This is a genomic window from Halorussus gelatinilyticus, from assembly GCF_023238445.1.
GTDB lineage: Archaea > Halobacteriota > Halobacteria > Halobacteriales > Haladaptataceae > Halorussus > Halorussus gelatinilyticus.
In genome coordinates this window covers 2,232,996-2,255,080 of sequence record NZ_CP096658.1, presented here as the reverse complement: position 1 = coordinate 2,255,080, position 22,085 = coordinate 2,232,996, and the positions used below count along the sequence as shown (strand labels likewise).

23 protein-coding genes are annotated in these 22,085 nt (G+C 67.3%); 12 read left to right on the top strand and 11 right to left on the bottom strand.

Annotated features, from left to right (window positions below):
• The first annotated feature begins 56 nt into the window (after window positions 1–56).
• The 6 genes from M0R88_RS11560 to M0R88_RS11535 all read left to right on the top strand — a co-directional run bounded on the left by M0R88_RS11560 (window position 57) and on the right by M0R88_RS11535 (window position 6,133).
• Window positions 57–1,034, top strand: a complete 978-nt coding sequence (locus M0R88_RS11560; RefSeq protein ID WP_248653662.1) for a calcium/sodium antiporter — start codon at window positions 57–59, stop codon at window positions 1,032–1,034.
• Window positions 1,035–1,081: 47 nt separating this feature from the next.
• Entirely contained in the window at window positions 1,082–2,425 is a 1,344-nt protein-coding gene (locus M0R88_RS11555; RefSeq protein WP_248653661.1) for a calcium:cation antiporter family protein, read from the top strand.
• Between the two features lie 142 nt (window positions 2,426–2,567).
• A complete protein-coding gene (locus tag M0R88_RS11550; protein WP_248653660.1) occupies window positions 2,568–3,992 on the top strand; it encodes a D-aminoacyl-tRNA deacylase in 1,425 nt (474 codons plus the stop codon).
• 97 nt (window positions 3,993–4,089) lie between these two features.
• On the top strand, window positions 4,090–5,238 hold the full coding sequence (gene ftsZ, locus M0R88_RS11545) for a cell division protein FtsZ (protein ID WP_135851825.1): 1,149 nt from the start codon (window positions 4,090–4,092) through the stop codon (window positions 5,236–5,238).
• 279 nt (window positions 5,239–5,517) lie between these two features.
• Window positions 5,518–5,685, top strand: a complete 168-nt coding sequence (locus M0R88_RS11540) for a protein translocase SEC61 complex subunit gamma (RefSeq protein ID WP_248653659.1) — start codon at window positions 5,518–5,520, stop codon at window positions 5,683–5,685.
• A gap of 10 nt (window positions 5,686–5,695) precedes the next feature.
• Window positions 5,696–6,133 (top strand): transcription elongation factor Spt5, encoded by a 438-nt coding sequence (locus M0R88_RS11535; RefSeq protein ID WP_135851822.1) that lies wholly within the window; start codon window positions 5,696–5,698, stop codon window positions 6,131–6,133.
• A gap of 199 nt (window positions 6,134–6,332) precedes the next feature.
• Here the strand turns inward: M0R88_RS11535 and M0R88_RS11530 are convergent, their stop codons facing one another.
• From M0R88_RS11530 to trpC, 5 genes are all read right to left on the bottom strand, one after another.
• Window positions 6,333–7,544 carry a M48 family metallopeptidase gene (locus M0R88_RS11530; RefSeq protein ID WP_248653658.1) on the bottom strand — a complete coding sequence of 404 codons (1,212 nt, stop codon included), beginning with the start codon at window positions 7,542–7,544 and terminating at the stop codon, window positions 6,333–6,335.
• A 193-nt stretch (window positions 7,545–7,737) separates the two neighbouring features.
• Entirely contained in the window at window positions 7,738–8,532 is a 795-nt protein-coding gene (locus M0R88_RS11525; RefSeq protein ID WP_248653657.1) for a 2-amino-3,7-dideoxy-D-threo-hept-6-ulosonate synthase, read from the bottom strand.
• 27 nt (window positions 8,533–8,559) lie between these two features.
• Window positions 8,560–9,405, bottom strand: coding sequence for a tryptophan synthase subunit alpha (gene trpA / locus M0R88_RS11520; protein WP_248653656.1), 846 nt, complete (start codon window positions 9,403–9,405; stop codon window positions 8,560–8,562).
• Window positions 9,395–10,633 carry a tryptophan synthase subunit beta gene (trpB, locus tag M0R88_RS11515; protein ID WP_248653655.1) on the bottom strand — a complete coding sequence of 413 codons (1,239 nt, stop codon included), beginning with the start codon at window positions 10,631–10,633 and terminating at the stop codon, window positions 9,395–9,397. Before trpB ends, trpA begins: the two co-directional genes overlap by 11 nt.
• Window positions 10,630–11,427 carry an indole-3-glycerol phosphate synthase gene (gene trpC / locus M0R88_RS11510; RefSeq protein WP_248653654.1) on the bottom strand — a complete coding sequence of 266 codons (798 nt, stop codon included), beginning with the start codon at window positions 11,425–11,427 and terminating at the stop codon, window positions 10,630–10,632. The genes trpB and trpC overlap by 4 nt, the downstream gene beginning before the upstream one ends.
• Window positions 11,428–11,524: 97 nt before the next feature.
• Between trpC and M0R88_RS11505 the strand changes: the two genes are divergently transcribed.
• The 3 genes from M0R88_RS11505 (at window position 11,525) to M0R88_RS11495 (ending at window position 13,825) form a co-directional block, all read left to right on the top strand.
• Window positions 11,525–12,013: an MGMT family protein gene (locus tag M0R88_RS11505; protein ID WP_248653653.1), complete on the top strand. Its 489-nt coding sequence runs from the start codon at window positions 11,525–11,527 to the stop codon at window positions 12,011–12,013.
• An 82-nt stretch (window positions 12,014–12,095) separates the two neighbouring features.
• The gene (mfnA, locus tag M0R88_RS11500; RefSeq protein WP_248653652.1) at window positions 12,096–13,145 is read left to right on the top strand and encodes a tyrosine decarboxylase MfnA; all 1,050 of its coding nucleotides are present in this window, start codon (window positions 12,096–12,098) and stop codon (window positions 13,143–13,145) included.
• A gap of 44 nt (window positions 13,146–13,189) precedes the next feature.
• Window positions 13,190–13,825 carry a DUF3267 domain-containing protein gene (locus M0R88_RS11495; protein WP_248653651.1) on the top strand — a complete coding sequence of 212 codons (636 nt, stop codon included), beginning with the start codon at window positions 13,190–13,192 and terminating at the stop codon, window positions 13,823–13,825.
• 25 nt (window positions 13,826–13,850) lie between these two features.
• On the opposite strand, the gene M0R88_RS11490 is transcribed toward M0R88_RS11495, so the two are convergent.
• Window positions 13,851–14,543: an HVO_2922 family protein gene (locus M0R88_RS11490; protein WP_248653650.1), complete on the bottom strand. Its 693-nt coding sequence runs from the start codon at window positions 14,541–14,543 to the stop codon at window positions 13,851–13,853.
• Window positions 14,544–14,674: 131 nt separating this feature from the next.
• Between M0R88_RS11490 and M0R88_RS11485 the strand changes: the two genes are divergently transcribed.
• Window positions 14,675–15,235, top strand: a complete 561-nt coding sequence (locus M0R88_RS11485) for a YqaA family protein (RefSeq protein ID WP_438267187.1) — start codon at window positions 14,675–14,677, stop codon at window positions 15,233–15,235.
• Between the two features lie 113 nt (window positions 15,236–15,348).
• On the opposite strand, the gene M0R88_RS11480 is transcribed toward M0R88_RS11485, so the two are convergent.
• The 3 genes from M0R88_RS11480 to M0R88_RS11470 form a co-directional block, all read right to left on the bottom strand.
• Window positions 15,349–15,639 carry a hypothetical protein gene (locus tag M0R88_RS11480; RefSeq protein ID WP_248653649.1) on the bottom strand — a complete coding sequence of 97 codons (291 nt, stop codon included), beginning with the start codon at window positions 15,637–15,639 and terminating at the stop codon, window positions 15,349–15,351.
• Window positions 15,640–15,737: 98 nt separating this feature from the next.
• Window positions 15,738–16,622: an arsenite methyltransferase gene (gene arsM, locus M0R88_RS11475; RefSeq protein WP_248653648.1), complete on the bottom strand. Its 885-nt coding sequence runs from the start codon at window positions 16,620–16,622 to the stop codon at window positions 15,738–15,740.
• Entirely contained in the window at window positions 16,615–16,989 is a 375-nt protein-coding gene (locus M0R88_RS11470) for an ArsR/SmtB family transcription factor (protein ID WP_248653647.1), read from the bottom strand. The genes arsM and M0R88_RS11470 overlap by 8 nt, the downstream gene beginning before the upstream one ends.
• Window positions 16,990–17,201: 212 nt before the next feature.
• Between M0R88_RS11470 and sppA the strand changes: the two genes are divergently transcribed.
• Window positions 17,202–18,221, top strand: coding sequence for a signal peptide peptidase SppA (sppA, locus tag M0R88_RS11465; protein ID WP_248653646.1), 1,020 nt, complete (start codon window positions 17,202–17,204; stop codon window positions 18,219–18,221).
• 217 nt (window positions 18,222–18,438) lie between these two features.
• Here the strand turns inward: sppA and M0R88_RS11460 are convergent, their stop codons facing one another.
• Window positions 18,439–20,358, bottom strand: a complete 1,920-nt coding sequence (locus M0R88_RS11460) for a beta-CASP ribonuclease aCPSF1 (RefSeq protein WP_248653645.1) — start codon at window positions 20,356–20,358, stop codon at window positions 18,439–18,441.
• 407 nt (window positions 20,359–20,765) lie between these two features.
• Between M0R88_RS11460 and M0R88_RS11455 the strand changes: the two genes are divergently transcribed.
• Window positions 20,766–21,305, top strand: a complete 540-nt coding sequence (locus tag M0R88_RS11455) for a DUF7984 family protein (RefSeq protein ID WP_248653644.1) — start codon at window positions 20,766–20,768, stop codon at window positions 21,303–21,305.
• Here M0R88_RS11455 and M0R88_RS11450 read toward each other — a convergent pair.
• The gene (locus M0R88_RS11450; RefSeq protein WP_248653643.1) at window positions 21,302–22,063 is read right to left on the bottom strand and encodes a ferredoxin--NADP reductase; all 762 of its coding nucleotides are present in this window, start codon (window positions 22,061–22,063) and stop codon (window positions 21,302–21,304) included. The two genes, M0R88_RS11455 and M0R88_RS11450, sit on opposite strands and share 4 nt — an antisense overlap.
• Window positions 22,064–22,085 lie beyond the last annotated feature (22 nt).

The following is a 22,085-nucleotide window of genomic DNA, read 5'->3' as shown; positions in this document are numbered from 1 at the left end:
TATAATCATCCAAGTACTTATCTGGTTTCTCTGATTCGGACGGCAGTAGAGAACAGATGATACCGCTCCAAACGTCGGCTGAACTACTCGTTTCGGTTGATGCGCTGTACCTTCTCGGTGGCATCCTCCTGCTGTATCTCGGCGCGGAACTGCTGGTGGACAGCGCCTCGTCGCTGGCGGTCGGCTACGGCATCGCGCCCGCGACGGTCGGCGTCACCGTCGTCGCCTTCTCGACGACCGCGCCCGAACTGTTCGTCAGTATGGTCGGCGGCATCGGCATCTCCGACGACATCGGACTGGGCAACATCATCGGGTCGAACATCGCCAACCTCGGGTTGGTCCTCGGCGCGTCGGCGCTCGTCCAACCGCTGTCGGTGGATTCGAAACTGCTCTGGCGACACGGCCCGTTCATGCTCGCGGCCGCGGTCCTTCTCGTCGTCCTCGGGAGCGACGGGATGCTCGGTCAACTCGACGGCGTCGGGATGCTCGCCCTGCTGGCGGTTTTCACCGGGTACATGATCTACCAGTCCCGGTCGTCGGACGACGAGGTCGTCCCCGACGAGATGCAGGTCGAGTCGGAGTCGACGTCGGCGAACGCACGCCAAATCGCCTTACTGGTCGGCGCGGGCGTCTGTCTCCTCGGCGGCTCCATCGGACTCGTTCAGGGGGGCACCGGGCTGTTGCGGTCGTTCGGCTTCAGCGACCTCTTCATCGGTATCACCATCATCGCGTTCGGCACGTCGCTGCCCGAGCTGGCGACCTCGCTCGTGAGTTCGCTCCGCGACGAGGCCGAGTTCTCCATCGGCAACGTCGTCGGGTCGAACATCTACAACGTCCTCGCGGTCGTCGGCCTGCTCGCGCTCGTCCACCCACTCACGGTGAACGCCAGCGTCCAGACGCTCCACTTCCCGGTGATGCTCGCGTTCACGGTCGGCGCGATGGCGCTGATGGCCGTCGGTCGCCGCGTCTCGCGGCCAAGCGGGGTCGCGCTCGTCGGGGCCTACGGCGGGTTCATCTACCTCCTGCTCCCTTGAGGGATAACGCAAGACCTACTTTCCGGGGTGAGCTAACCTCGGACAGAATGTTGAGTCGTTTACGACATCCTCTCGCCGCAGTCGGCGCGACGACGGCGCTCACGCTCCCGTGGGTCTTCGTCTGGGCGACTGGGTCGGCCCACTCGTTGGGCGACCTCCAGACGGTTGCACTGAGCGGTCTCGCCGTCCTCGGAGCTTCCTTCATGCTCGCATGGGCCGCCGAAACCGCCGAAAAAGACGTCCCGCGTGCGTTCGCGCTGGCGGTTCTCGCCGTCCTCGCAGTCGCACCGGAGTACGCGGTCGACGCGCTCTACGCGTGGCAGGCGGGTGCGAACGCCGGAACGGCGCTCGGGGCCGACAAGGCGAACCTCGCTGTCGCTAACATGACCGGCGCGAACCGCATCCTCATCGGTCTCGGCTGGTCGGGAATCGCGCTGTTCACGGTGTATCGGTCCCGCAGTTCCGAGGACCCCGCCGTGGTCCAGACGGCCGGGTTCATGAAGAGCAAAGTCAGAATCGACCGCGACCTCGCGACCGAAATCGCGTTCCTGCTCGCCGCGACCGCTTACGCCTTCTTCGTGCCTCTGGGCCACGGTATCGGCATGCTCGACACGGTCGTGCTCGTCAGCCTGTACGCGATTTACATCGGCATCGTCATCCGTGGCGAAATCGAGGAACACGAGGAGCAGGTCGGGGTTCCGGGGTACTTCCAGTCGCTCCCGAAACTCCTCCGTATCGCGTCGGTACTGCTCATGTTCAGCTACTCGGGTGCGATGATTTACACCGCGGTCCACCCGTTCGCCGAGGGTCTCGAACATCTCGGCACCAGCCTCGGCATCCCGCCGTTCTTCATGATTCAGTGGATCGCCCCGCTGGCTTCCGAGTCGCCCGAACTCATCGTGGTCGCGTACCTCGTCAACAAGGCACGCTCGACCGCCGGGTTCAACGCGCTCATCTCCTCGAAGCTCAACCAGTGGACGCTGCTCATCGGGACGCTCGCGGTCGTCTACAGCATCGCCGCGGGGTCCATCGGAGCGCTCCCGTTCGACGAGAAACAGCAGGCCGAAATCTGGATTACCGCGGCCCAGAGCTTCTTCGCGCTCGGCGTGCTGGCGAACTTCGAGATCAGCGTCCGAGAGGCGGTCGTCCTCCTCGTGCTGTTCGTCTCGCAGGTCGTCGCCGAGTTCTGGGTCATCCAGACGATGACCGACCCGCAGGCCCACGAACTCAGCATGCTCATCCTCTACGCCTACACCGCGGTCTACGTGGTCCTCGGCGTGGGACTGTTCGTCACGCGGCGCGACGAACTCCGAGCCATCTTCGACCGGACCGCCGCGAACGCGCGCAACGCCCTGCCCGGCGGGTCCGAGCAGGTCGAACACGCAGACTGAGACTGCTGTCGTCTCCGACGACGCTACCCGACGACGCTATTTCCCGTCGTCTCCGACGACGCTACCCGACGACGCTATTTCCCGTCGTCTCCGACGACGCTATCCGACGCGCTTTTCTCCCGGTCCTGCCGTAGTTCCGGCCGTGATTGCCATCGTCGTCAGCAGAGCCGACTCGGCCTCCGAACGTATCGGCGACCACCTGCTGGACCTCGCCGACTGGGAGGTCCGCGAGGACGACTCGCGGCCTGACGCCGAGGGTGGCGGGACGTTCTACCGCCTCGACCGAGAGACCTCCGTCGAGTCGTCGGACGCAGCGGCGTCCGACGACGGGCGCTTCGAACTCCGGGAGTTCGAAGCGCTCCACCTCGAAATCGAGGACGCGGCCGCGGCGTTCGACGCTCCGGACCTGCTGGTCTTCGCCTCCCGGCACTCGGGGGACACCGGGCCGCTTCTCACCGCCCACTTCACGGGCAACTTCGGCCCGGCGGAGTACGGCGGGGTCGCGGGTGAACTCGCGGAAGCGTGCCCGAACGCCCACGCGCGCCTGCTCGACGCCTTCGAGAAGCACGCGCCCGAGAGCTACGAGGTCGGCATGGAGTGTACCCACCACGGTCCCTCGGCGGTCGGGGTCCCCTCGCTGTTCGCGGAGTTGGGAAGCGACGAGGAACAGTGGGACGACCCTGAGGGAGCGCGCGCAGTGGCGCGGGCCATCCTCGATCTGGCCGGCGTCGAACCCCACCGCGACAGGCAGGTAGTCGGCTTCGGCGGCGGCCACTACGTCCCCCGGTTCGAGCGCATCGAGCGCGAGACCGACTGGGCGGTCGGCCACGTCGCGGCCGACTGGGTGCTAGACGCAATGGGCGCGCCCGAGGCCAACCGCGACGTGCTTCGGCGGGCCTTCGAGGCGAGTCGGGCCGAGCGCGCGGTCGTGGACGGCGACGCCCCCGAACTGAAGCGCGTCGTCGAGGAGTTGGGCTATCGCGTGGTCGGCGAGACGTGGGTCCGGGAGACGACCGGCGTCCCGCTCGCGCAGGTCGAGCGCCTCGAAGACGACCTCTCGGGCGTCGAAGACGGGTTGCGGTTCGGAGACCGCACCCCGGAGTCGGCCGCCGGGGCGGCCGACTCCGCGACGGCGACCGAGGGCGACGCCGAGAGCGCCCCGGAGTACGAGGTCGTGGACCTGCCCGACGACCTGCTCGTGGAAGTGCAGGGCATCGACCCCGAGGCGACCCGCGAGGCGGTCGCCGCGAACATGCTGGCGTTCGAGACCGAGCAGAACGGGACCCGCGCGGCGGGGCGGGCCGCGGTCCGCGCGCCGGACGACCGCGAGGCGCTGGTCGATGCGCTGGCCGACCTGCTCCGGGTAAAGTACGATTCGGTCGCGCGCGAGGACGGCGCGGTCGTCGCGCGCGCGACCACCTTCGACCCGGAGAAGGCCCGCACGCTGGGAGTGCCCGAGGGGCCGGCGTTCGGCAAGCTCTCGGCGGGCCAGTCGGTCACGGTGGGCGGCGAGGAGATCGCTCCCGAGACGGTCCAGTCCGAGCGCGTTCGCCGGTTCGACCCGTAGCGACGGGGCCCGATACGCGATATGCTACCGATCGTCAGACATTCGTCCGACAAAGAGGGGAAAGATAATTACGCTCCGTTCTCAAGGCAAGTTCAGAATGGACTCGTTAGTCGAAGACGCCATCGAGGAAGCCGAGGGAGGGCAGCAGGACTCCCGGCAGGCCAGCTCGGGGGCTGGGGCACAGACGCAGGCGGCGAATGCGTCGGGGACGATGACCGACGAAGAACTGAAAGACGTCCTGCAAGACCTCCAGACCGACATCACCGTCGTGGGTTGCGGCGGGGCCGGTGGTAACACGGTCAACCGCATGGCCGAGGAAGGCATCCACGGCGCGAAGCTCGTGGCGGCCAACACGGACGTACAGCACCTCGTGGAGATAGAGGCAGACACGAAGATTCTGATGGGCGAGCAGAAGACCCAAGGTCGGGGCGCCGGCTCGCTCCCGCAGGTCGGCGAGGAAGCCGCCCTCGAAAGTCAGGAGGAGATCTACGACGCCATTCAGGGCTCGGACATGGTGTTCGTCACCGCCGGGTTGGGCGGCGGGACGGGGACCGGTTCCGCGCCGGTCGTCGCCAAGGCCGCCCGCGAGTCGGGCGCGCTGACCATCTCCATCGTGACGACGCCGTTCACCGCCGAGGGCGAGGTCCGCCGGACCAACGCCGAGGCGGGACTAGAACGCCTGCGCGACGTGAGCGACACCGTCATCGTCGTGCCCAACGACCGCCTGCTCGACTCCGTGGGGAAGCTCCCCGTCCGGCAGGCGTTCAAGGTCGCCGACGAGGTGCTGATGCGCTCGGTCAAGGGCATCACCGAACTCATCACCAAGCCCGGACTGGTCAACCTCGACTTCGCCGACGTTCGGACCGTCATGGAGAAGGGCGGCGTGGCGATGATAGGCCTCGGCGAGAGCGATTCGGACGCCAAGGCCCAGGATTCGGTCAAGTCCGCGATGCGCTCGCCGCTGCTGGACGTGGACATCTCGGGCGCGAACTCCGCGCTCGTGAACGTCACGGGGGGCAACGACATGTCCATCGAGGAGGCCGAGGGCGTCGTGGAGGAGATCTACGACCGCATCGACCCGGACGCCCGCATCATCTGGGGGACCTCCATCGACGAGGAACTGGAGGGCGAGATGCGGACGATGATCGTCGTCACGGGCGTCGAGTCGCCCCAGATTTACGGCCGCAACGAGGCCCAGCAGGCCAAGGCCAACAAGCGACTTCAAGACATCGACTACGTGGAGTAGTCGGTAGATCTCGGGAGTTAAGGGGCCGCCCTGCCCCGTTCTCTCCCCGCTCGCAGACTCGGGAGCGACCGGTGTGGCGATGGTCGGGCAGGTCTCTCCCGCGGAGCGACCGCGAACGGACGGGGACTCTCTACGTCTTTGCGATTGTGGTCTCGACAGTCGCTCCGACGGCCTCCGGTTTCGTGACGAAACCTCCGAAACCTCTCTGTGCCTCTCACTGCTCTCACGGACGGCTCGAAGCAATAGATAGAAAAAGGACGCTCTCTAACCCCCGATAACATGGACGTAAAGCTCGATCTCTCGTCGTACGTGCGGGTCCTCAAGCTCGCCAGCACGCCATCGTGGGAGGAGTTCTCGAAGATTTCGAAGATTGCGGGTGCCGGAATCATCTTGGTGGGACTGCTCGGCTTTATCATCTTCGCCGCCATGAGTTTCCTCCCAGCGTAGGTGATTCAGAATGGCAATGTACGCAGTCAAGACGACCGCGAGTCAGGAGCGCACAGTGGCGGACATGATAATCAACCGCGAGGAGCCGGAGATTCACGCCGCGCTCGCGCCCGACTCGCTGACGAGTTACGTGATGGTCGAGGCCGACAACGACGCCGTCATCAGCCGCGTCCTCGAAGAGATTCCCCACGCCCGGAGCATGGTGCCCGGTGCGAGCGATATCTCCGAGGTCGAACACTTCCTCTCGCCGACCCCCGACGTGGAGGGCATCGCCGAGGGCGACATCGTGGAACTCATCGCCGGACCGTTCAAGGGCGAGAAGGCGCAGGTCCAACGCATCGACGAAGGCAAGGACCAGGTGACGGTCGAACTGTACGAGGCGACGGTTCCGATTCCGGTGACGGTTCGAGGCGACCAGATTCGCGTGCTGGACAGCGAGGAACGGTAGTTCCTCGGACCACGCGAACGGCGGAGCCGTGAGCGGACTTCGAAGAACGGTAACGCCGCTCGGGAGGTTGGGACCGCTCTTTCTATAACGAACTTCTCGGGAAATCCCTGACGACCACTACGACCGCACGCGGAGTCCGCTGTTCGGGTGGCCCGTCACCGTGCTGGCGACCTCTCCCGAACCGGATTCCGGAGACGAGTCACCCCGCCACCGAGACGTTGGCGTCGGTTCCCGTCGCACTCAGTCGGTTGACGGCGTCCGCCCCGCCGATGAACACGACGACCGTCTCGTCGCTCACCCGCTCGAAGCGGAACCGTCTGTCGCCGGCCTTCCATTTGCCTTCGCCGATGCGCTGGCCGCGACGGTCCATGTACTCCGCGAACGCTCGGGTGAATTCTGTCGCGTTCCGTTCGTCGTCCCACCGAATCGTCCAGGCGTAGCTCCGCTGATTCGACTCGTTCGAATCGTAGTTCCAGACGGTGACGATGCTGTCGTTCCCCCAACCGCTCGCCGCACGCGCCGCTCGCGACTCGTCGAGTTGTCCACCGAGCATATCCCGGACGAACAGTTCACCGAGGGTGTCTCGCTGCCCGGTGGTGTCACCGTTTCTCGATTCGACCGTCACGTCGAGCGGCGCGGGACGTTCCTCGGAGATGTCGTAGCCGTGTATCAGTTGCTCGGTCGTCTCCGGCGGGCGTCGATACACGTCCGGCAGGTTCGTCGGCGAGTCGAGGTTTCGGTCGAAGTACCGTGCGCCGAACACGTAGGGGCCGAGAACGTACCGCATGAGCGGCCGCGACTGGCGATACTCCCGAGCGAGTCGTCTAATCGAGCTTACGTTCCCGAGATACCGGTCAGCGTACGCCTCGGCGACGTACACCCCCGTTCCCTCTTTCATCATCCGGCGTATCTGTAATGCATCGGTCGTGTCGTCCGCGACGGAACTCATCATCGTCTGTCGATACCGGGGGTCGTTCATCGTCATCGCGTGTGCGTATTCGTGGGCGAGAACGAGTTCCAACCGGGATTCGTTCGTCGCGTTAGCGGGGACGCCGCGGTGAAGGACGACGACGACCTCGTGGGAGTCGGAGTTGTAATACGCCGCCGGAGGCTTCACCGTAGTGTCGCTCACGTTGAGGAGCAGGCTGTAGAACGGTTGCTGGAGGCGATACTGGGTTTCACCGAGTCTCGACGCGTTGACGGTTCGGAGAGACGGTTGGGAGACGTTACTGTCGAGTAACGTCGCGACTCGGTCGTACACGCGACTCTCGTTCGTCGGGAGCGCGTTCGGCCCTGTGCTGGGCGTCTGCGTTTCGAGCGCGGACGAGTCCGTCTCCGGCCCGGACGTTATCGGTGCAGCACAGCCCGAGAGAACGATTAGAAGCACGCACGCGAGAGGGGCACATCGCATATTTAGTTCAGGTGACCGCGACAACCAAAAATGTTGATTTTACCAACTGGCGGTGTGCACGCACGGTTCCGGGGACGCGTGCCCCGATTCCGTCTCTCCGTGAACAGTGCTACCGTCGAAGACGCTGTCTATCTTCGAGCGAGGAAGACGTCAGAAGCGCGATAGCAGAAACGCTCCGGGCCGAATCCGGACTTCAGGCTTCGACGGCCAGTCCCGCCTCGCGGAGGGCGTCCTCCGTAGCGAGACCGTCGTGAACCACGCTCGTCACGGCGCGCGTGATGGCCTCGGGGTCGTCGTGCTGGAATATCGACCGGCCCATCGAGACGCCCGCCGCGCCCGCGTCCATCGCGCCGCGGACCGCGTCGAGGGTCGCTCGGTCGCCCTCCGGTTCGCCCCCCGCGATGACGACCGGGAGTCGGGTCGACTCCACGACGCGCTCGAAGCTCTCGGCGTCGCCGCTGTAGCCGGTCTTCACCACGTCGCTGCCGACCTCCTCGGCGAGGCGGACCGCGTGGCCCAGACTCTCGGCGTCGTGTTCGTCCACGCCCGGCCCGCGGGCGTAGGCCATCGCCAGCACGGGCATCCCGTACTCGTCGGCATCGTCGGTTATCTCGGCCAGTTGCTCCATCTGCTCGCGCTCGTACGTGCTCCCGACGTTGATGTGGAACGACACCGCGTCAGCGCCCGCCCGGACGGCCTCCTTGACGGTGCCGGTCAGGCGCTTGTCGTTGTTGTCCGGGCCGATGGAGGTCGAGGCGTTGAGGTGGACGACGTAGCCCGCGCCGTTCTTGTTGTCGTGGACGCGCGGCGCGATACCCTTCTGGGTCAACACCGCGTCCGCGCCGCCGCGCGTCACCGCGTCGATGGTCGATTCGATGTCCACGAGACCCTTCACCGCGCCGAGCGTGATGCCGTGGTCCATCGGGACGATTACGTGTGTCCCGTCTGTGCCGATGCGTTCGAGTCGTGCCGCAGTTCCTGCGTCCATAGTGTGTGAATATGTGGCAAAGAGCGGTTATTTGCTTTCCGGTTCCGGAAGGTCTGGCGCGCCGTCGAGCGCGCCGGCCTTGAGTTCTCGGGCCTTGGCTTCGAGGCGGTCGGCGGTGTCCTCCTGTTCCGCGACGATGTCCACGAACGCGCTCCCGACGATGATGCCGTCCGCGCCGCCCGCGACGATTTCGCGGGCGTGGTCGCCCTCGCTGATGCCGAACCCGACCGCTTTCGGCAGGTCGGTCTCGGCGAGTCGGTCGAGGCTCCCGTGGGTGTCGTCGCTCACGTCCGAACGCGCGCCGGTCGTGCCCAGTCGCCCCTGCACGTAGACGAACCCGCTCGCGCGGGAGAGCATGCGCCCGAGTCGCTCGTCGGTCGTCGTCGGTGCGACGATGAAGATCAGGTCGAGACCGTGGGTCTCGCAGGCCTCCTTCAGCGGGTCGCTCTCGTCCACCGGCAGGTCCGGGACGATGAGACCCGAGATGCCCGCCTCGGCGGCGGCCGCCACGAAGGGTTCGGGCCCCTCCCGTCCGTCGTCTGCCCCTCCTTCTCCCGAACCGTACTGGTAGATGAGGTTGTAGTAGGTCATGCAGACCAGCGGCACGTCGACCTCCTCGCGCAACTCCGCCACGAGGTCGAAGTACCGGTCGGGCGTCATCCCGGCGTCCAACGCCCGGCGGATGGCCTGCTGGATGGTCGGTCCCTCCGCGACGGGTTCGGAGAACGGCAGGCCGAGTTCCACCACGTCGGTCCCGCCACGGACCAGCGCCCGGACGTACTCCTTCGTACTCTCGGCGTCCGGGTCGCCCGCCGCGACGTAGGAGACCAGCGCCGGTTCGTCGGCGAAGGCCGCCTCGATTTCACTGCTCACCTTCGAACACCTCCATCGAGGGCGCGGCGTCCAAGTCGCGCTTCTCGCTCTCCTCGATGACCGTGTCGAGGTCCTTGTCGCCCCGGCCCGAGACGTTGACGACCACGAGGTCGCCCAGTTCGTCGGGGTGTTCCTCCAGATACGCCAGCGCGTGACTGGATTCGAGCGCGGGGATGATGCCCTCGGTCTTCGAGAGTCGGTGGAACGCTTCGAGCGCGGCGTCGTCGCCGACGTTGACCGGCGTCACTCGCCCTTCGTCGGCGAGGTAGGCCAGTTCCGGGCCGACGCCCGAGTAGTCGAGTCCGGCGCTCACGCTGTGGGATTCGAGAATCTGGCCGTCGGGGTTCTGGAGGAGTTTGGTTCGCGCGCCGTGCAACACGCCGTCGTCGCCGGTCGAGAGCGACGCCGAGTGGGGCGCGAGTCCCTCCTCCTCGTCGATGGTGAGTGCGGAGCCACCGGCCTCGACGGCCACGAGGTCCACCTCGTCGTCGCCGACGAACTCGTGGAACGCGCCCATCGTGTTCGACCCGCCGCCGGCGCAGGCGACCACGCTGTCGGGGAGTCTCCCCGCCTTCTCTCGAATCTGCTCGCGGGCCTCCTCGCTGATGACCGACTGGAAGTCCCGGACCATCCGGGGGAACGGGTGCGGCCCCACGACGGAACCGATGACGTAGTGGGTGTCCTCGACGTTGGTCGCCCAGTCGCGCATCGTCTCGTTGATGGCCTCCTTGAGCGTCCCCGACCCGATGTCCACGGGGTTGACCGCGGCGTCGTGGATGCGCATCCGGAAGACGTTGGGTCGCTGGCGGTTGATGTCGGTCCGACCCATGTAGATTTCGCAGTCCACGTCGAGGTACGCGCAGGCCATCGCGGTCGCGGTGCCGTGCTGGCCCGCGCCCGTCTCGGCGACGATGCGCTCTTTGCCCATGTACTTCGCCAGCAGGACCTGCCCGAGCGCGTTGTTCAGTTTGTGCGCGCCGCCGTGGAGCAGGTCCTCGCGCTTGAGGTAGACTTCCCGGTCGTATCGCTCGCTCAGTCTGTCCGCGCGCTGGAGCGGCGTCGGCCGCCCGCCGAAGTCCCGCAGGCGCTCGCGGAACTCGTCCATGAACCCGTCCTCGTTGTCGAGGACGTAGCGCTCGTAGGCGTCGGTCAACTCTTCGATGGCGGGCATCAACGCCTCGGGGACGTACTGGCCGCCGTACTCGCCGAACTTGGATTCGCTGCTCATGTCTGTGTCTCCTCGGATGTCCGCGTCTCGTCCGGTCGCGCTCGCGTCAGTTCGCGCGTGTTCTCCGAAATCGGTCCGTCCATTATCGCGCTCCCGACCAGCAGACCGTCCGCACCCGCCGCGACCATCCGGCGGGCGTCGTCGGGCGTGGCGATACCGCTCTCCGCGACCAGCGTCACGTCGTCCGGCGCTTGGGGCGCGACGCTCTCGAAGGTTTCGAGGTCCACCTCCAGTCGGGCCAAGTCGCGGTTGTTGACGCCGACGATTTCCGCGCCGGCGTCGATGGCCGCTCGCAGTTCCGCCTCGTCGTGGACCTCCACGAGCGGTTGGAAGCCGCGCTCTCTCGCGGCCGCCACGAGGTCCGGCAGGTCGTCGCCGACGAATCGAGCGATGAGCAAGATTACGTCGGCTTCCACCGTGTCGAGTTGCGCCTCGCGTAGCACGAAGTCCTTCCGGAGGACCGGCACGTCCACCGCCTCGCGGATTCGCCGCAGGTTCTCGGGCGACCCCCCGAAGTGGTCGGGTTCCGTGAGGACCGAGAGGGCGGCGGCCCCGCCCTCGACCATCGCCTCGGCGAGTGCCACGGGGTCCTCCTCGCGGGTGCCCTCCGTGGTCGGACTCGTCGGTTTCACCTCTGCGATGACTGGCACGCGCCCGTCGGTCTCGGCGTCGGCCAGCGCCGCGGGGAGCGACCGCGAGTCCACCGAGACCGGCCCCCGCTCGGGGTCGCCGCGGGCCTCGGCGGACCGCAGGATGGCGGCGACTGCGGGCGCGAGTTCGTCGCTGTCGTTCATCGTTGTACACCAACGGACGGAATTGTACAAAAGGCTTGCGCTGGGGTCGCGGTTCGCCCGCGGAATCTTCAAGTCCGGACCGCCCGAATCGGGCGGCATGGACGAGATTGGCGACGCAGGTGGAGACGGTATCACGGGCATCTTCGCGCGCGAGTCGTCGTATCTGGAACGCTACGTTCAACTCGGGGTGGCGAGCGGTCGGGTTCTCAGCGTCTCGTTCCCCGACGTGCCCGACGAGGAGGCCGGCGAGGACCACGACCTGCTCGACCGCATCTTCGACTACCTCGACGGCATCGACGACGAGGACTTCTCGGACGTCGAAATCGCGCTCACGGTCCCGACCGACCAGCGCCGCGTGCTGGAGCGCGTCCGCGGGATTCCCTACGGCGACCAGATAAACGTCGAGACGCTGGCCCGGATGACCAGCGACATCGACCACACCGACGAGGAGGACCTGAACCTGGTCCGGACCGCGCTCGACGAGAACCCCGCGCCGCTGTTGATTCCCGACCACAGGGTCCGAGACGGGCCGAGCGCCGCCCCCGCCGCCGTCGAACAGAAGTTGCGCTCGCTCGAAGGGCTGTGAGATCGGCGAGGCACACCGCCGAGCAATTTTCGCGGCGACCGATAACAGAACCACTAAACGCGCGCCGTAAGTAGCGAGAGGCATGGAGCGCGAGCCGCAGAACTTCGGGCGCGTCCTCTCCTCTATGTGTACCGTGCCCCACCCCGACGCCCGCGAGGCCGCCGAGCGGTTCCTCGCGGACAACCCCGGCGACCCGACGACCTACCCCGCGGTCGCCGAGTTAGAGCGCGAAGCCGTCGCGCTGCTCGGCGAGATGACCGGGCTGGACGACCCGCACGGCTACGTCGCCAGCGGCGGGACCGAGGCCAACCTCCAGGCGGTCCGGGCGGCCCGCAACCTCGCGGACTCCGAGGACCCGAACGTCGTCGCGCCCGAGAGCGCCCACTTCAGCTTCCAGAAGGCCGCCGACGTGCTGGACGTGGAGTTGCGACTCGCGCCCACCGACGACGACCGGCGCGCCGACCTCGGGGCGGTCCGGCGACTCGCCGACGACGAGACCGCGCTGGTCGCGGGCGTGGCCGGAACCACCGAGTACGGCCGCGTGGACCCGATTGCGGCCCTCGGCGACGTCGCCCGCGAGGTGGGCGCGCTGTTCCACGTGGACGCCGCGTGGGGCGGGTTCGTCCTCCCGTTCACCGACCACGAGTGGGACTTCGCGGACGCGCCGGTCGATACGATGGCCATCGACCCGCACAAGATGGGCCGCGCGCCGGTCCCCGCGGGCGGCTTTCTCGCCCGCGACGAGGCTATCCTCGACGCGCTCGCGGTCGATACGCCCTACCTCGAATCGACCTCGCAGGCGACGCTGACCGGCACTCGGAGCGGGGCCGGCGTGGCCGGCGCGAGAGCCGCGATGGACGCCCTCTGGCCCGAGGGCTACCGCGAGAACTACGAGCGCGGGCAGGCCAACGCCGAGTGGGTCGCCGCCGAACTCGACTCGCGGGGCTACGAGGTGGTCGAACCGGTCCTACCGCTGGTCGCCGCCGACATCCCCCGCGAGAAGATCTCGGCGCTCCAGTCGGCCGGCTGGCGAGTCTCGCCCACCTCGCCCGGCGAACTGCGAATCGTCTGCATGCCCCACGTCACCCGCGAGATGCTGACGGAGTTCCTCGCCGACCTCGATTCGGTCTGAGCGACGCATCGCTTTTCTGCCCGGTCGTCGTTCGTGGGACACCGATGAACTCGCCCGACTCCGCCGCCACCGAGTCCTCTCGGCCCGAATCCCGCGCCCCGAAACCGCCGACGCCTGACCCGCCGGACCCGCCGGAGGGGTATCGGGAACCGGTCGCGTTCTCGTACCCTTCGCTGTGGCTGTCGGCCGGGTCGCTCGTGCTGTTCGTCGCCGCGTTCCTCGGCTTCGAGCGACTGATGAACGCACTCCGGTCCGACGCCGCGCTGGAGTTCACGGTCGGCCCGACCGGAATAGGGGTCGTCGCGCTCCTGACGGTCGGCACCGTCGTCGTCCACGAACTCGTCCACGGGGCGGTCTACCGCTGGCTGGGCTACCGGGTCCAGTACGGTCTCGCGCTGAACATGGGCGCGGCCTACGCCGCCGCCTTCGGGCAGTTCCAGACGCGCCGGGACAATCTGGCCGTCGGACTCGCGCCGCTGGTCGTCTTCACCGCGGTCCTGACGCCCCTGCTCGCGGGACCACTTGTGGTCGCGCTCGCGGCGTTCCTCGTCCTCGTGGTGAACACCGCGGGCGCTATCGGCGACCTCTATCTCTCGTGGCGAATCCTCCGGATGCCGGAGGGCACCCTGCTCTACGACGTGGACATCCGCCACTCCTACGTCTACTACCCCGAGACGTGAGCGTCGCTCGGGCGGACGCCGACGCTCAGGACTCCGCCGTCCCGGCGTCGGACCCCGCGTCGGTTCCGGGGTCGCCCTCGGCGTCGGAACTCGACCGGACGTCGCGCTCGGCGTCGCCGCCGACGCGCTCTACCGCCGCGCCCAGTGCGTTGCGCTTGACGCTCCGGAGACCCTTCTCGGCGGCCCGCCGCGACGAGTAGCCCTGTCCCGAGTCGGCGATGGTGTTGCCGTTATCGTGGACGAGTCGCCAGCGCCACTTGCCGTCCTTGCCCTCGTAGACCTCGAAGGAGGCCTTCGCGGGCGGTTCGAGCGCCTCGACGGTCGAGCCGTCGAGTTGACGCATCCCGACCCGACCGCCGGTCCACCGCCGGACGGACCGCTTGGCCGCGGTCCTCCCCTTGCGGACCAGCGAGGGGGCGACGCGTTCGACGGTGTCGAGTGCGTCGAACGCGTCCGACATCAGCGAGGACGACGAGAACTCCCGGACCAGCACGCGCTCTCCGTCCCGGTAAAGCGAAATCGAGAGACCCTGCCACTCGACGCCGTCGGTCTCGGGCGATTCGGGCGGTTCGACTGCGGTTCCTTCCTCGGTCCACGTCTCGTCGCGCCGGTAGTCGAGTTCGACGGTCGCCGCCGCGAGGTCGGCGTCGTCGCTCCGGTACGAGAGTCGAGCGCGGAGTCGCGGATGTGCGACGAGGGTGTACTCGTGGTCGAACATGGACTGCTGTAGCGGCCCGACGCGCTTGAGTCTGTTTGCCGTAGCGTTCCGCAGGCGGGGAGATTCCCTCACGGAGTTTCCGGGGAAACGAAGACAAAAAGCTCATAATCGTGCTGCGCTCCTATCCACCTGTGTTCGGCATCCTCGCCCCCGCACTTCTCGACGGCGTCGCTCTCGGGTCGTTCGAGTGGTTAGAGCACGTCGTCGAGACCACGACGGGGTGGGCGGGGCTGGCCATCATCTTCGTCTACTCGTTTCTCATCGCGTTCGCGCTCCCCGGCGTGAGCGAGGTGGTGCTGGCCGCGCCGCTCGATTTGGGTCTCTCGCAGGCCGGGCGACTCGCGCTCATCATCCTCGTCAGCGGCGTCGGCAAGGCTGTCGGGAGCGTCTTCGCGTTCCACATCGGCCAAGAGGCCAAGGAGTCCGGTCCGGTCATTCGGTTTCTCCGCCAATCGCGCTTCGACGTCATCGAGTGGTCCGAGAACAAGACGCTCCAACTCGCCCGGAAGTGGGGCTACCTCGGGATGGCGCTCGCGCTCTCGGTGCCGTTCTTCCCCGACACGCTCTCCATCTACGCGTTCGCGGTCCTCGAAGAGAACTACCTGAAGTTCGCGCTGGCGACGTTCGCCGGGAGCGTGGGCCGCCTGCTCGTCACCCTCTTCCTCGTCGGTTCGACGGTCTACGCGCTCTGACCGACCGACGCTCGCTCACAGCTCAGTTCTCATGCAGGTCGCCGAACTCGGTCGTTCGCCGGACGCTCGTCGGCGCTCGCTCCCGCTCGATCTCTTCGTATCCGCAGCGTCGGTCAGCACGAGTCATCGGTATGAGTCCATGCGACCGTAATTCGAGCCTTTCCGCCCACGTCGAGGGCGAACCCTCCGCACTCGCTGAAACAGCGGGCCAGTTCGTAGGCGCGTCGGCCGACGACGAGCAGACCCGCGGTGGCCGCGACGGCGATACCGCCGGTCACGAGGTTGCTGGCGGCCCACATCGCGACGGGAATCGCGAGCATCATCGCGTAGCTCACGAGGACGTCCAGCCACGTGAGGTGCCTGTGCGCGAAACGGAATCGCGAGTCCGGTAGTGGTCCGTGCATCGGTTATCCGGTCTCCCGTCGGCGAATCGCTGCTCCGCGCCGCGACGCGGTCGGCGCGTCGTTCGGTTTCGCTCGGTTCCGTCCTCCGACGACTGCGGTCACGCAGACCGACCTCCGCGCGACGCGCGAGGCTCCGACGACGGTTTCCTCCCCTCGATAGTCGCCGCGACGACGTAATCGCTCACGTCGTGCTCGTCGTCCCACTCGCGGACGAACTCCTCGCTGTCCGGCTTCGGTTCGACCGACACGTCCGCGAATCCGGCGTCGGCCAACATCGATTCGAGCGCGGGAATCGGCGACGCGCCGCCGATACAGGCCGCCACCGACGTCGGGTCGGCCCGCAGGTCGGCCGGTAGCTCGGCGGTCAACACGACGTCCGAGACGGCGAGGCGTCCGCCCGGCCGGAGGACGCGATACGCCTCGCGGAACACGCGGCGTTTGTCGGGCGAGAGGTTGACGACGCAGTTCGAGAGAATCACGTCGACGGACGCGTCGGCGACCGGCAGGTGTTCGATTTCTCCGAGTCGGAACTCGACGTTCGACGCGTCGTTCGTCGCGGCGTTCTCGCGGGCCTTCTCGACCATCTCGGGCGTCATATCGACGCCCACGACCCGACCGGCCGACCCGACCTCTCGGGCCGCGAGGAAGCAGTCGAATCCGCCGCCCGAGCCGAGGTCGAGGACGGTGTCGCCCTCCTCCAAGCCGGCTATCGCGGTCGGATTGCCGCAACCGAGGCTCACGTCCGCTCCCGCGTCGACGGCAGCGAGGTCGTCGTCGGAGTAGCCGCGCTCGTGCGCCCGGTCGGTGACGTCGTCCGGATCGCTGTCGGTGTCGTCGCTCCGACAGTCGTCGGTGTCGCAACACGACGACTCCTCCGTCGCGATTCTCGCGTATCGCTCGCGCACTGCGGAACGCTGGTCCGCGGCGTCGAGGCCGTCACCGTCGAGGCCGTCGGCGTCGGCGGCGGACGCGTCGTCACTCATCGTCGAGTGACCTCGTGTCGTCGAGGACGCCGAGGAGTCGCTGCGCGCGCGGCGCCGCGGTGTAGTATCTCCAGCGACCCTCCTTCCGGCGCTCGACCAGTCCGGCGCTGAAGAGTCGCGAGAGCGCCTGGCTGACCGCGCCTTGGCTCACGCCGAGTGCGGGTTCCAACTCGCAGACGCAGACGTCCTCGTCGGCCTCGGCGATGTGTCGAAGCGCTTCGTACCGGGTATCGTTGCCCAAGGTCGCGAGCGTCTCGACGTCGTCGGCGACCTCCGATTCCGGCAGCGAGTGGCCGACCGAGCAGCAACCGGTCGCCTCGGGGTCGTTCTCGTCGGGTGTCTGACCGCCTGTCTGTTGCCCACTCATTTTAGCACATGCTAATATTAGGATTAGCTAATATAAGCGTTCGGGTGGCACGCCCGACTGGCGGTCGAGGAGAGACGCGCCGGCGGAACCGAGAAGTCGAGGAGCGAGGAGACGAACACCGCCGCGCGCGGCCCCCGTTCCCCGTCGTCGCCGAAGACTTACGGGCAATCCGGCCCGAAACCGTGGTATGCAGTGCATCGAGGTGAGCGGCGGTGGCGGATAGCTCGCGGGTCGTGCAGGGACTCGTCGTCCTCGTCGCCGTCGCCGTGACGGTGGCGCTCGGGTGGGTCCTGTTCGTGGAGGTGCCGGAGGGGAACCTCGCCAGACTGCTCGGCGTGGTGCTGGCCGTGCTGGCGGGCGTCCTCGGCGCGCGAGCGGCCGGGACCCTCGCGTCGGGGTGGTTCGCCGAGTACGACGTGGCGGAAGTCGCCGTCGAAGGTCCCATCACCCGCGACGGCGGCGGGAGTTCGATTCCGCCCCGACCCCGCGGGACGCCGGCCGACGACGTCGTGGAGCAGATAGAGCGCGCCGACGAGGACGACGCCGCCCGAGCGCTCCTCCTGCGTCTCAACACGCCCGGCGGCGAGGTGGTGCCGAGCGACGACATCCGCCTCGCGGCCGAGCGCTTCGACGGGCCGACGGTCGCCTACGCGACGGACGTCTGCGCCAGCGGCGGCTACTGGATAGCCAGCGGCTGTGACGCCATCTACGCCCGCGAGGGGAGCATCGTCGGCTCCATCGGCGTCATCGGCTCGCGGGTCAACGCCAAGGGGATGGCCGACAAGCTCGGGCTGGAGTACGAGCGCCTCGCGGCGGGCAAGTACAAGGACGCGGGCAGTTCGCTCAAGGAGATGTCCGAGGACGAACGCGAGTACCTCCAGGGCATCATCGACGGCTACTACGAGGAGTTCGTCGAGCGCGTGACCGACGGTCGAGAGTTGAGCGACGAGCAGGTCCGGGACACCGAGGCCAGAGTCTATCTGGGCGACGACGCGGCGTCCATCGGACTGGTGGACGACCTCGCCACGAAGCGGCAGGTCGAGGACCGACTCGCCGACGACCTCGGCGTCGAGACGGTCGAAGTCGAGGAGTTCGAACCGGAGCGCGGCGTGATGGAGCGACTCCGCGGCGGGTCCCGAGCGGTGGCCTACGCCTTCGGCGCGGGCGTCGCCAGCGCGCTCGGCGGCGAGGACCGCGGCGACGTGGACGGCTTCGAGTTCGAGTTGCGGTAGTCGGCGCGTCGGTTTCGTGTGGTGCGGGAAGCGCCGTCGCGTCGGCAGTAGCTAGTTTCGTTCGGGTTTTCCAGCCCTTCCGCGAGAACGACTCCGACAACCGAGAGCAACGAACTCGGCCGAGCGCACACGACCGGACTGACTCCGCGGATACCCATCGCTACCGAACCCCGAAGACCGGAGAAAGGGAAAACCTGCGAACCGCCGCGGACTCACCTCACTTGAACCGGAACGTCTCCAGATTCTTGGGCGCGAACGTCCGCATGTTGAACTCGTGGTAGAGCGACGACGAGAGGTCTTGGGTCGAAGACTCGTCGCCGTGAACGCACAGCACCTTCTCGGGCCGCGGATTCATGGTCTTCACGAAGTTCATCAGGCCCTGACGGTCGGCGTGGCCGGAGAAGCCGTCCACCGTCTCCACGTCGAGTTTGAGCGAGAGTTTGCCGTTCCGGCCGCCGCCGCGGTTCATCGGAATCTCGTCCCAGCCGTTCTGGATGCGTCGGCCGAGCGTCCCCTGCGCCTGATAGCCGACGAACGTCATCGTGTTGTCGGGGTCGCCGCCGAGGTGTTCGAGCCACGACATGATGGGGCCGCCCGTGACCATGCCCGAGGTCGAGAGGATGATGCACTGGTCGCCGTCGGCGACGTCTTGGCGCTCCTCCTCGCCGCCGTCGATGTGGTTGAACTGGTCGGCGAGGAAGGGGTTCTCGTCCTCGTGGAAGATGCGGTCCCGGAGGTCGTCGCGCAGGTACTCGGGGTAGGTGGTGTGGATGGCCGTCGCCTCCCAGATCATGCCGTCGAGGTGGACCGGCATTTCGGGGATGTCGCCGTTGCGCATCGCCTCCTCGATGACGAGCATCATCTCCTGGGAGCGACCCACCGCGAAGGCCGGGATGACGACCTTCCCGCCCTTCTCGTGGGTGTCGTTGATGACCTCCTTGAGGCGTCGTTCGGAGTCCTCTTGGTCGGTCTGGTAGTCGTTGCGACCGCCGTAGGTGGACTCCAGCACGAGCGTCTCGACTCGCGGGAAGTCGTTGACCGCGCCGTTGAACAGGCGCGTGTCGTCGTAGTGGATGTCGCCCGAGAACGCGACGTTGTAGAGGCCGTCGCCGATGTGGAAGTGCGAGACCGCGCTCCCGAGGATGTGGCCCGCGTTGTGGAGCGTGAGCTTCACGTCGGGCGCGATGTCGGTCACGTCGCCGTACTCCAGCGGGATGGTGTGCTTGATGGCCTCCCGGACCATCTCGGAATCGTAGGGCGGCGTCCGGCCCTCCTTGGCGGCCACGTCGAGGTAGTCGAGTTGGAGCAGGCCCATCAGGTCGCGGGTCGGTTCCGTCGTGTAGATGGGACCGTCGTAGCCGTACTTGAACAGGAGCGGAATCAGCGCCGAGTGGTCGAGGTGAGCGTGGGTCAGCACCACCGCGTCGATGGTGTTCGCGCCCGCGCCCAGCGCCTCCTCGACTTGGAGGTAGGGCACCTCGTCCTCCGCGCCCGGCTTGTCGCCGCAGTCGATGAGGACGCGGGTCTCGGGCGTCGAGAGGATGAACGAGGCGCGGCCGACCTCCCGGCAGCAGCCGAGGGTCGTGATGCGGACGTACTCGTCGTTCGACATCTCCTCGCGGTGAATCTGGCGACCCACCTTTTCGAGGATGTCCCGGCGCTCGTCGCGCTCCTGCTTCAGGAAGTTCCGGACGTTCGAGACCGTCGAGGACTCGATGGGCGGCGTCCGGACGACTTCGGGCGTCCAGCCGACCTCTTGTGTGATTTCGCGCAAGGTCGAACCGTGCTTGCCGATGACCATACCGGGCTTCTCGGCCTCGATGACGACCTCGCCGGTGTCGGCGTGGAAGTCGAGGTCCGTGACCCCGGCTTCCTCGGGGATGACGTCCATCACCTTCTCGCGGGCGTCTTGGGGCCGCGACAGCACGTCGGGGTCGGGGCGGACGGTGATGCGCTTGCGAAGTTGGCTGGCCAACTGCCGGATGAGGTCGCCGTTCCGGGCGAACTTCTTGGGGTCGCGCGTGTACACGACCAGTTCAGGGCCTTCGTACTTCACGTCGGAGACCGAGATGTCGCTCGGTAGCTCGCTCGTAATCTCTGCTCGCAGGTCTTCTAACTGCTGGTCTACTTTACTCATAGTGAAAAAGGGGTTGCGTCTGTCCGTGCTGTCGCTGCGCTCGCGTCTCTCGGCCGACCGGTCGCGGGCCACCGGGCGCTACTCGGTCACGGTCACTCGTCGGACCGGTCGAAGCGCCGTCAGGACTACGATGCAGAGTACAGCACAGCATAGATTTCCTTCTCCGCGGGATGTGAAACTCGCGCGTCGGCGAGTCGTCCACGTCCCCGGACTACCGGGGAAGACCGGACGCTCACTCGGGGACGCAGGAAAACCCGCTTACGCGCCATTAGTTGCCGATGTTATAAAAGCCTTCTCAATGCGGGCAACGACGCCGTTTGGCCGGGGGTGAGAAACCGACCGGTTTCGACCCGTCCGTTCGTCGCCGACCACCCACCTCCAAGTCGGCGCGCGTCGTTTTCCCGTCCATGCGACTGACTCCCGAGCGCGTCGCCGACGAGTACGAGTGGATCCGCGGCCGGGCCGACGCGGTGGTCCCCGTGATCAACGAGGTCCGGGCCGGTCTCGGCGACCTGTTCGAGACCGACGTGGACGACGTGACCGCCGACGCCTACCGCGAGGAGGTCGATACGGTCTTCGCGGACGGCGACCGCGCGGTCAACGTCGCCGCGCTGGTCGCCGTCCTCCGCGAGTTGGACGTGGAGGGCGACTATCCGGGATTCGTCGTAGACGAGTTTCTGGGCCGCGAACTCGCCGGAACCATCGCCGGGACTCAGCCGCTCCGACTGCTGGGCGAGGCGACGTTCCACTACGCCGACGTGAGCGTCCACGCCGACGAGGGCGGCGAGGCGCGAAGCGCCTCGGGAGAACGAGCGGGCGACGCCCGCGAGACCGCGGGCGAGGACGACTTGGACGCCGCCTTGGCGGCCGGGTTCCAGACGCGACTGCCGGGGTGGGACTGGCGGGAGAGCGAGAGTCCGTTCGCCGTCGAACGCGCTGACGACTAACTCTCCTCGTCGTCGGACACTTCGTCGCCCTCCCAGCCCTCGACGTACACACTGTCGTCGTCCACGCCCCGCTCGTCGAGGTAGTCCTGCGTGTCCACGACCATCTGGGGCACCCCGCAGACGTAGAAGTCCCGACCGTCGAAGTCGTCCAGATAGTCGGCGAGGTGGTCCTGCACGTGGCCCTCCGGTCCCGGCCAGCCCTCGTCGGCCTCCGAGAGGACGTAGGTCACGTCGAAGTCCGGATAGTCGGCCGCCATCTGGTCCAGCGTCTCGCGGTAGACGACGTGTTCCTCGTCCTTCTCGCCGAAGAAGAAGTGCGCGCGGCCGGTCCCCTCCCGGACGTACTGCTTGGCCATCGCTATCATCGGCGTGATGCCGGTTCCGGTCGAGACGAACGCCACGTCCCTGTCGAGGTCCCGGAGGTAGAGGTTCCCGCCCAGCTCCTCGATTTCGACGGTGTCGCCCGGCGTCCGCTCGTGCATCCACGTCGAGGCGATGCCGTCGGGGTAGCGCTTGATGGCGAGCGTAATCGTGTCGCTTCCGGGCATCGCCGTCGCGGTGTAGGGCCGGACCACCTCGTCGTCTTCGTCGCCCGAGGTCCCGTCCGCCGCCGGACTCTCGGAACGGGGGAAGTGGACGTGGGTGTGTTGGCCGGGGTCGAAGTCGAACTGGTAGCCGTCGGATTCGAGAACGAACTGCTTGACAGTCGGCGTCATCTGGTGGACGGACGTGACCGTGACGTCGTGAGTGTCGGTCATCGTGAGTCGGAGATGCTACGAC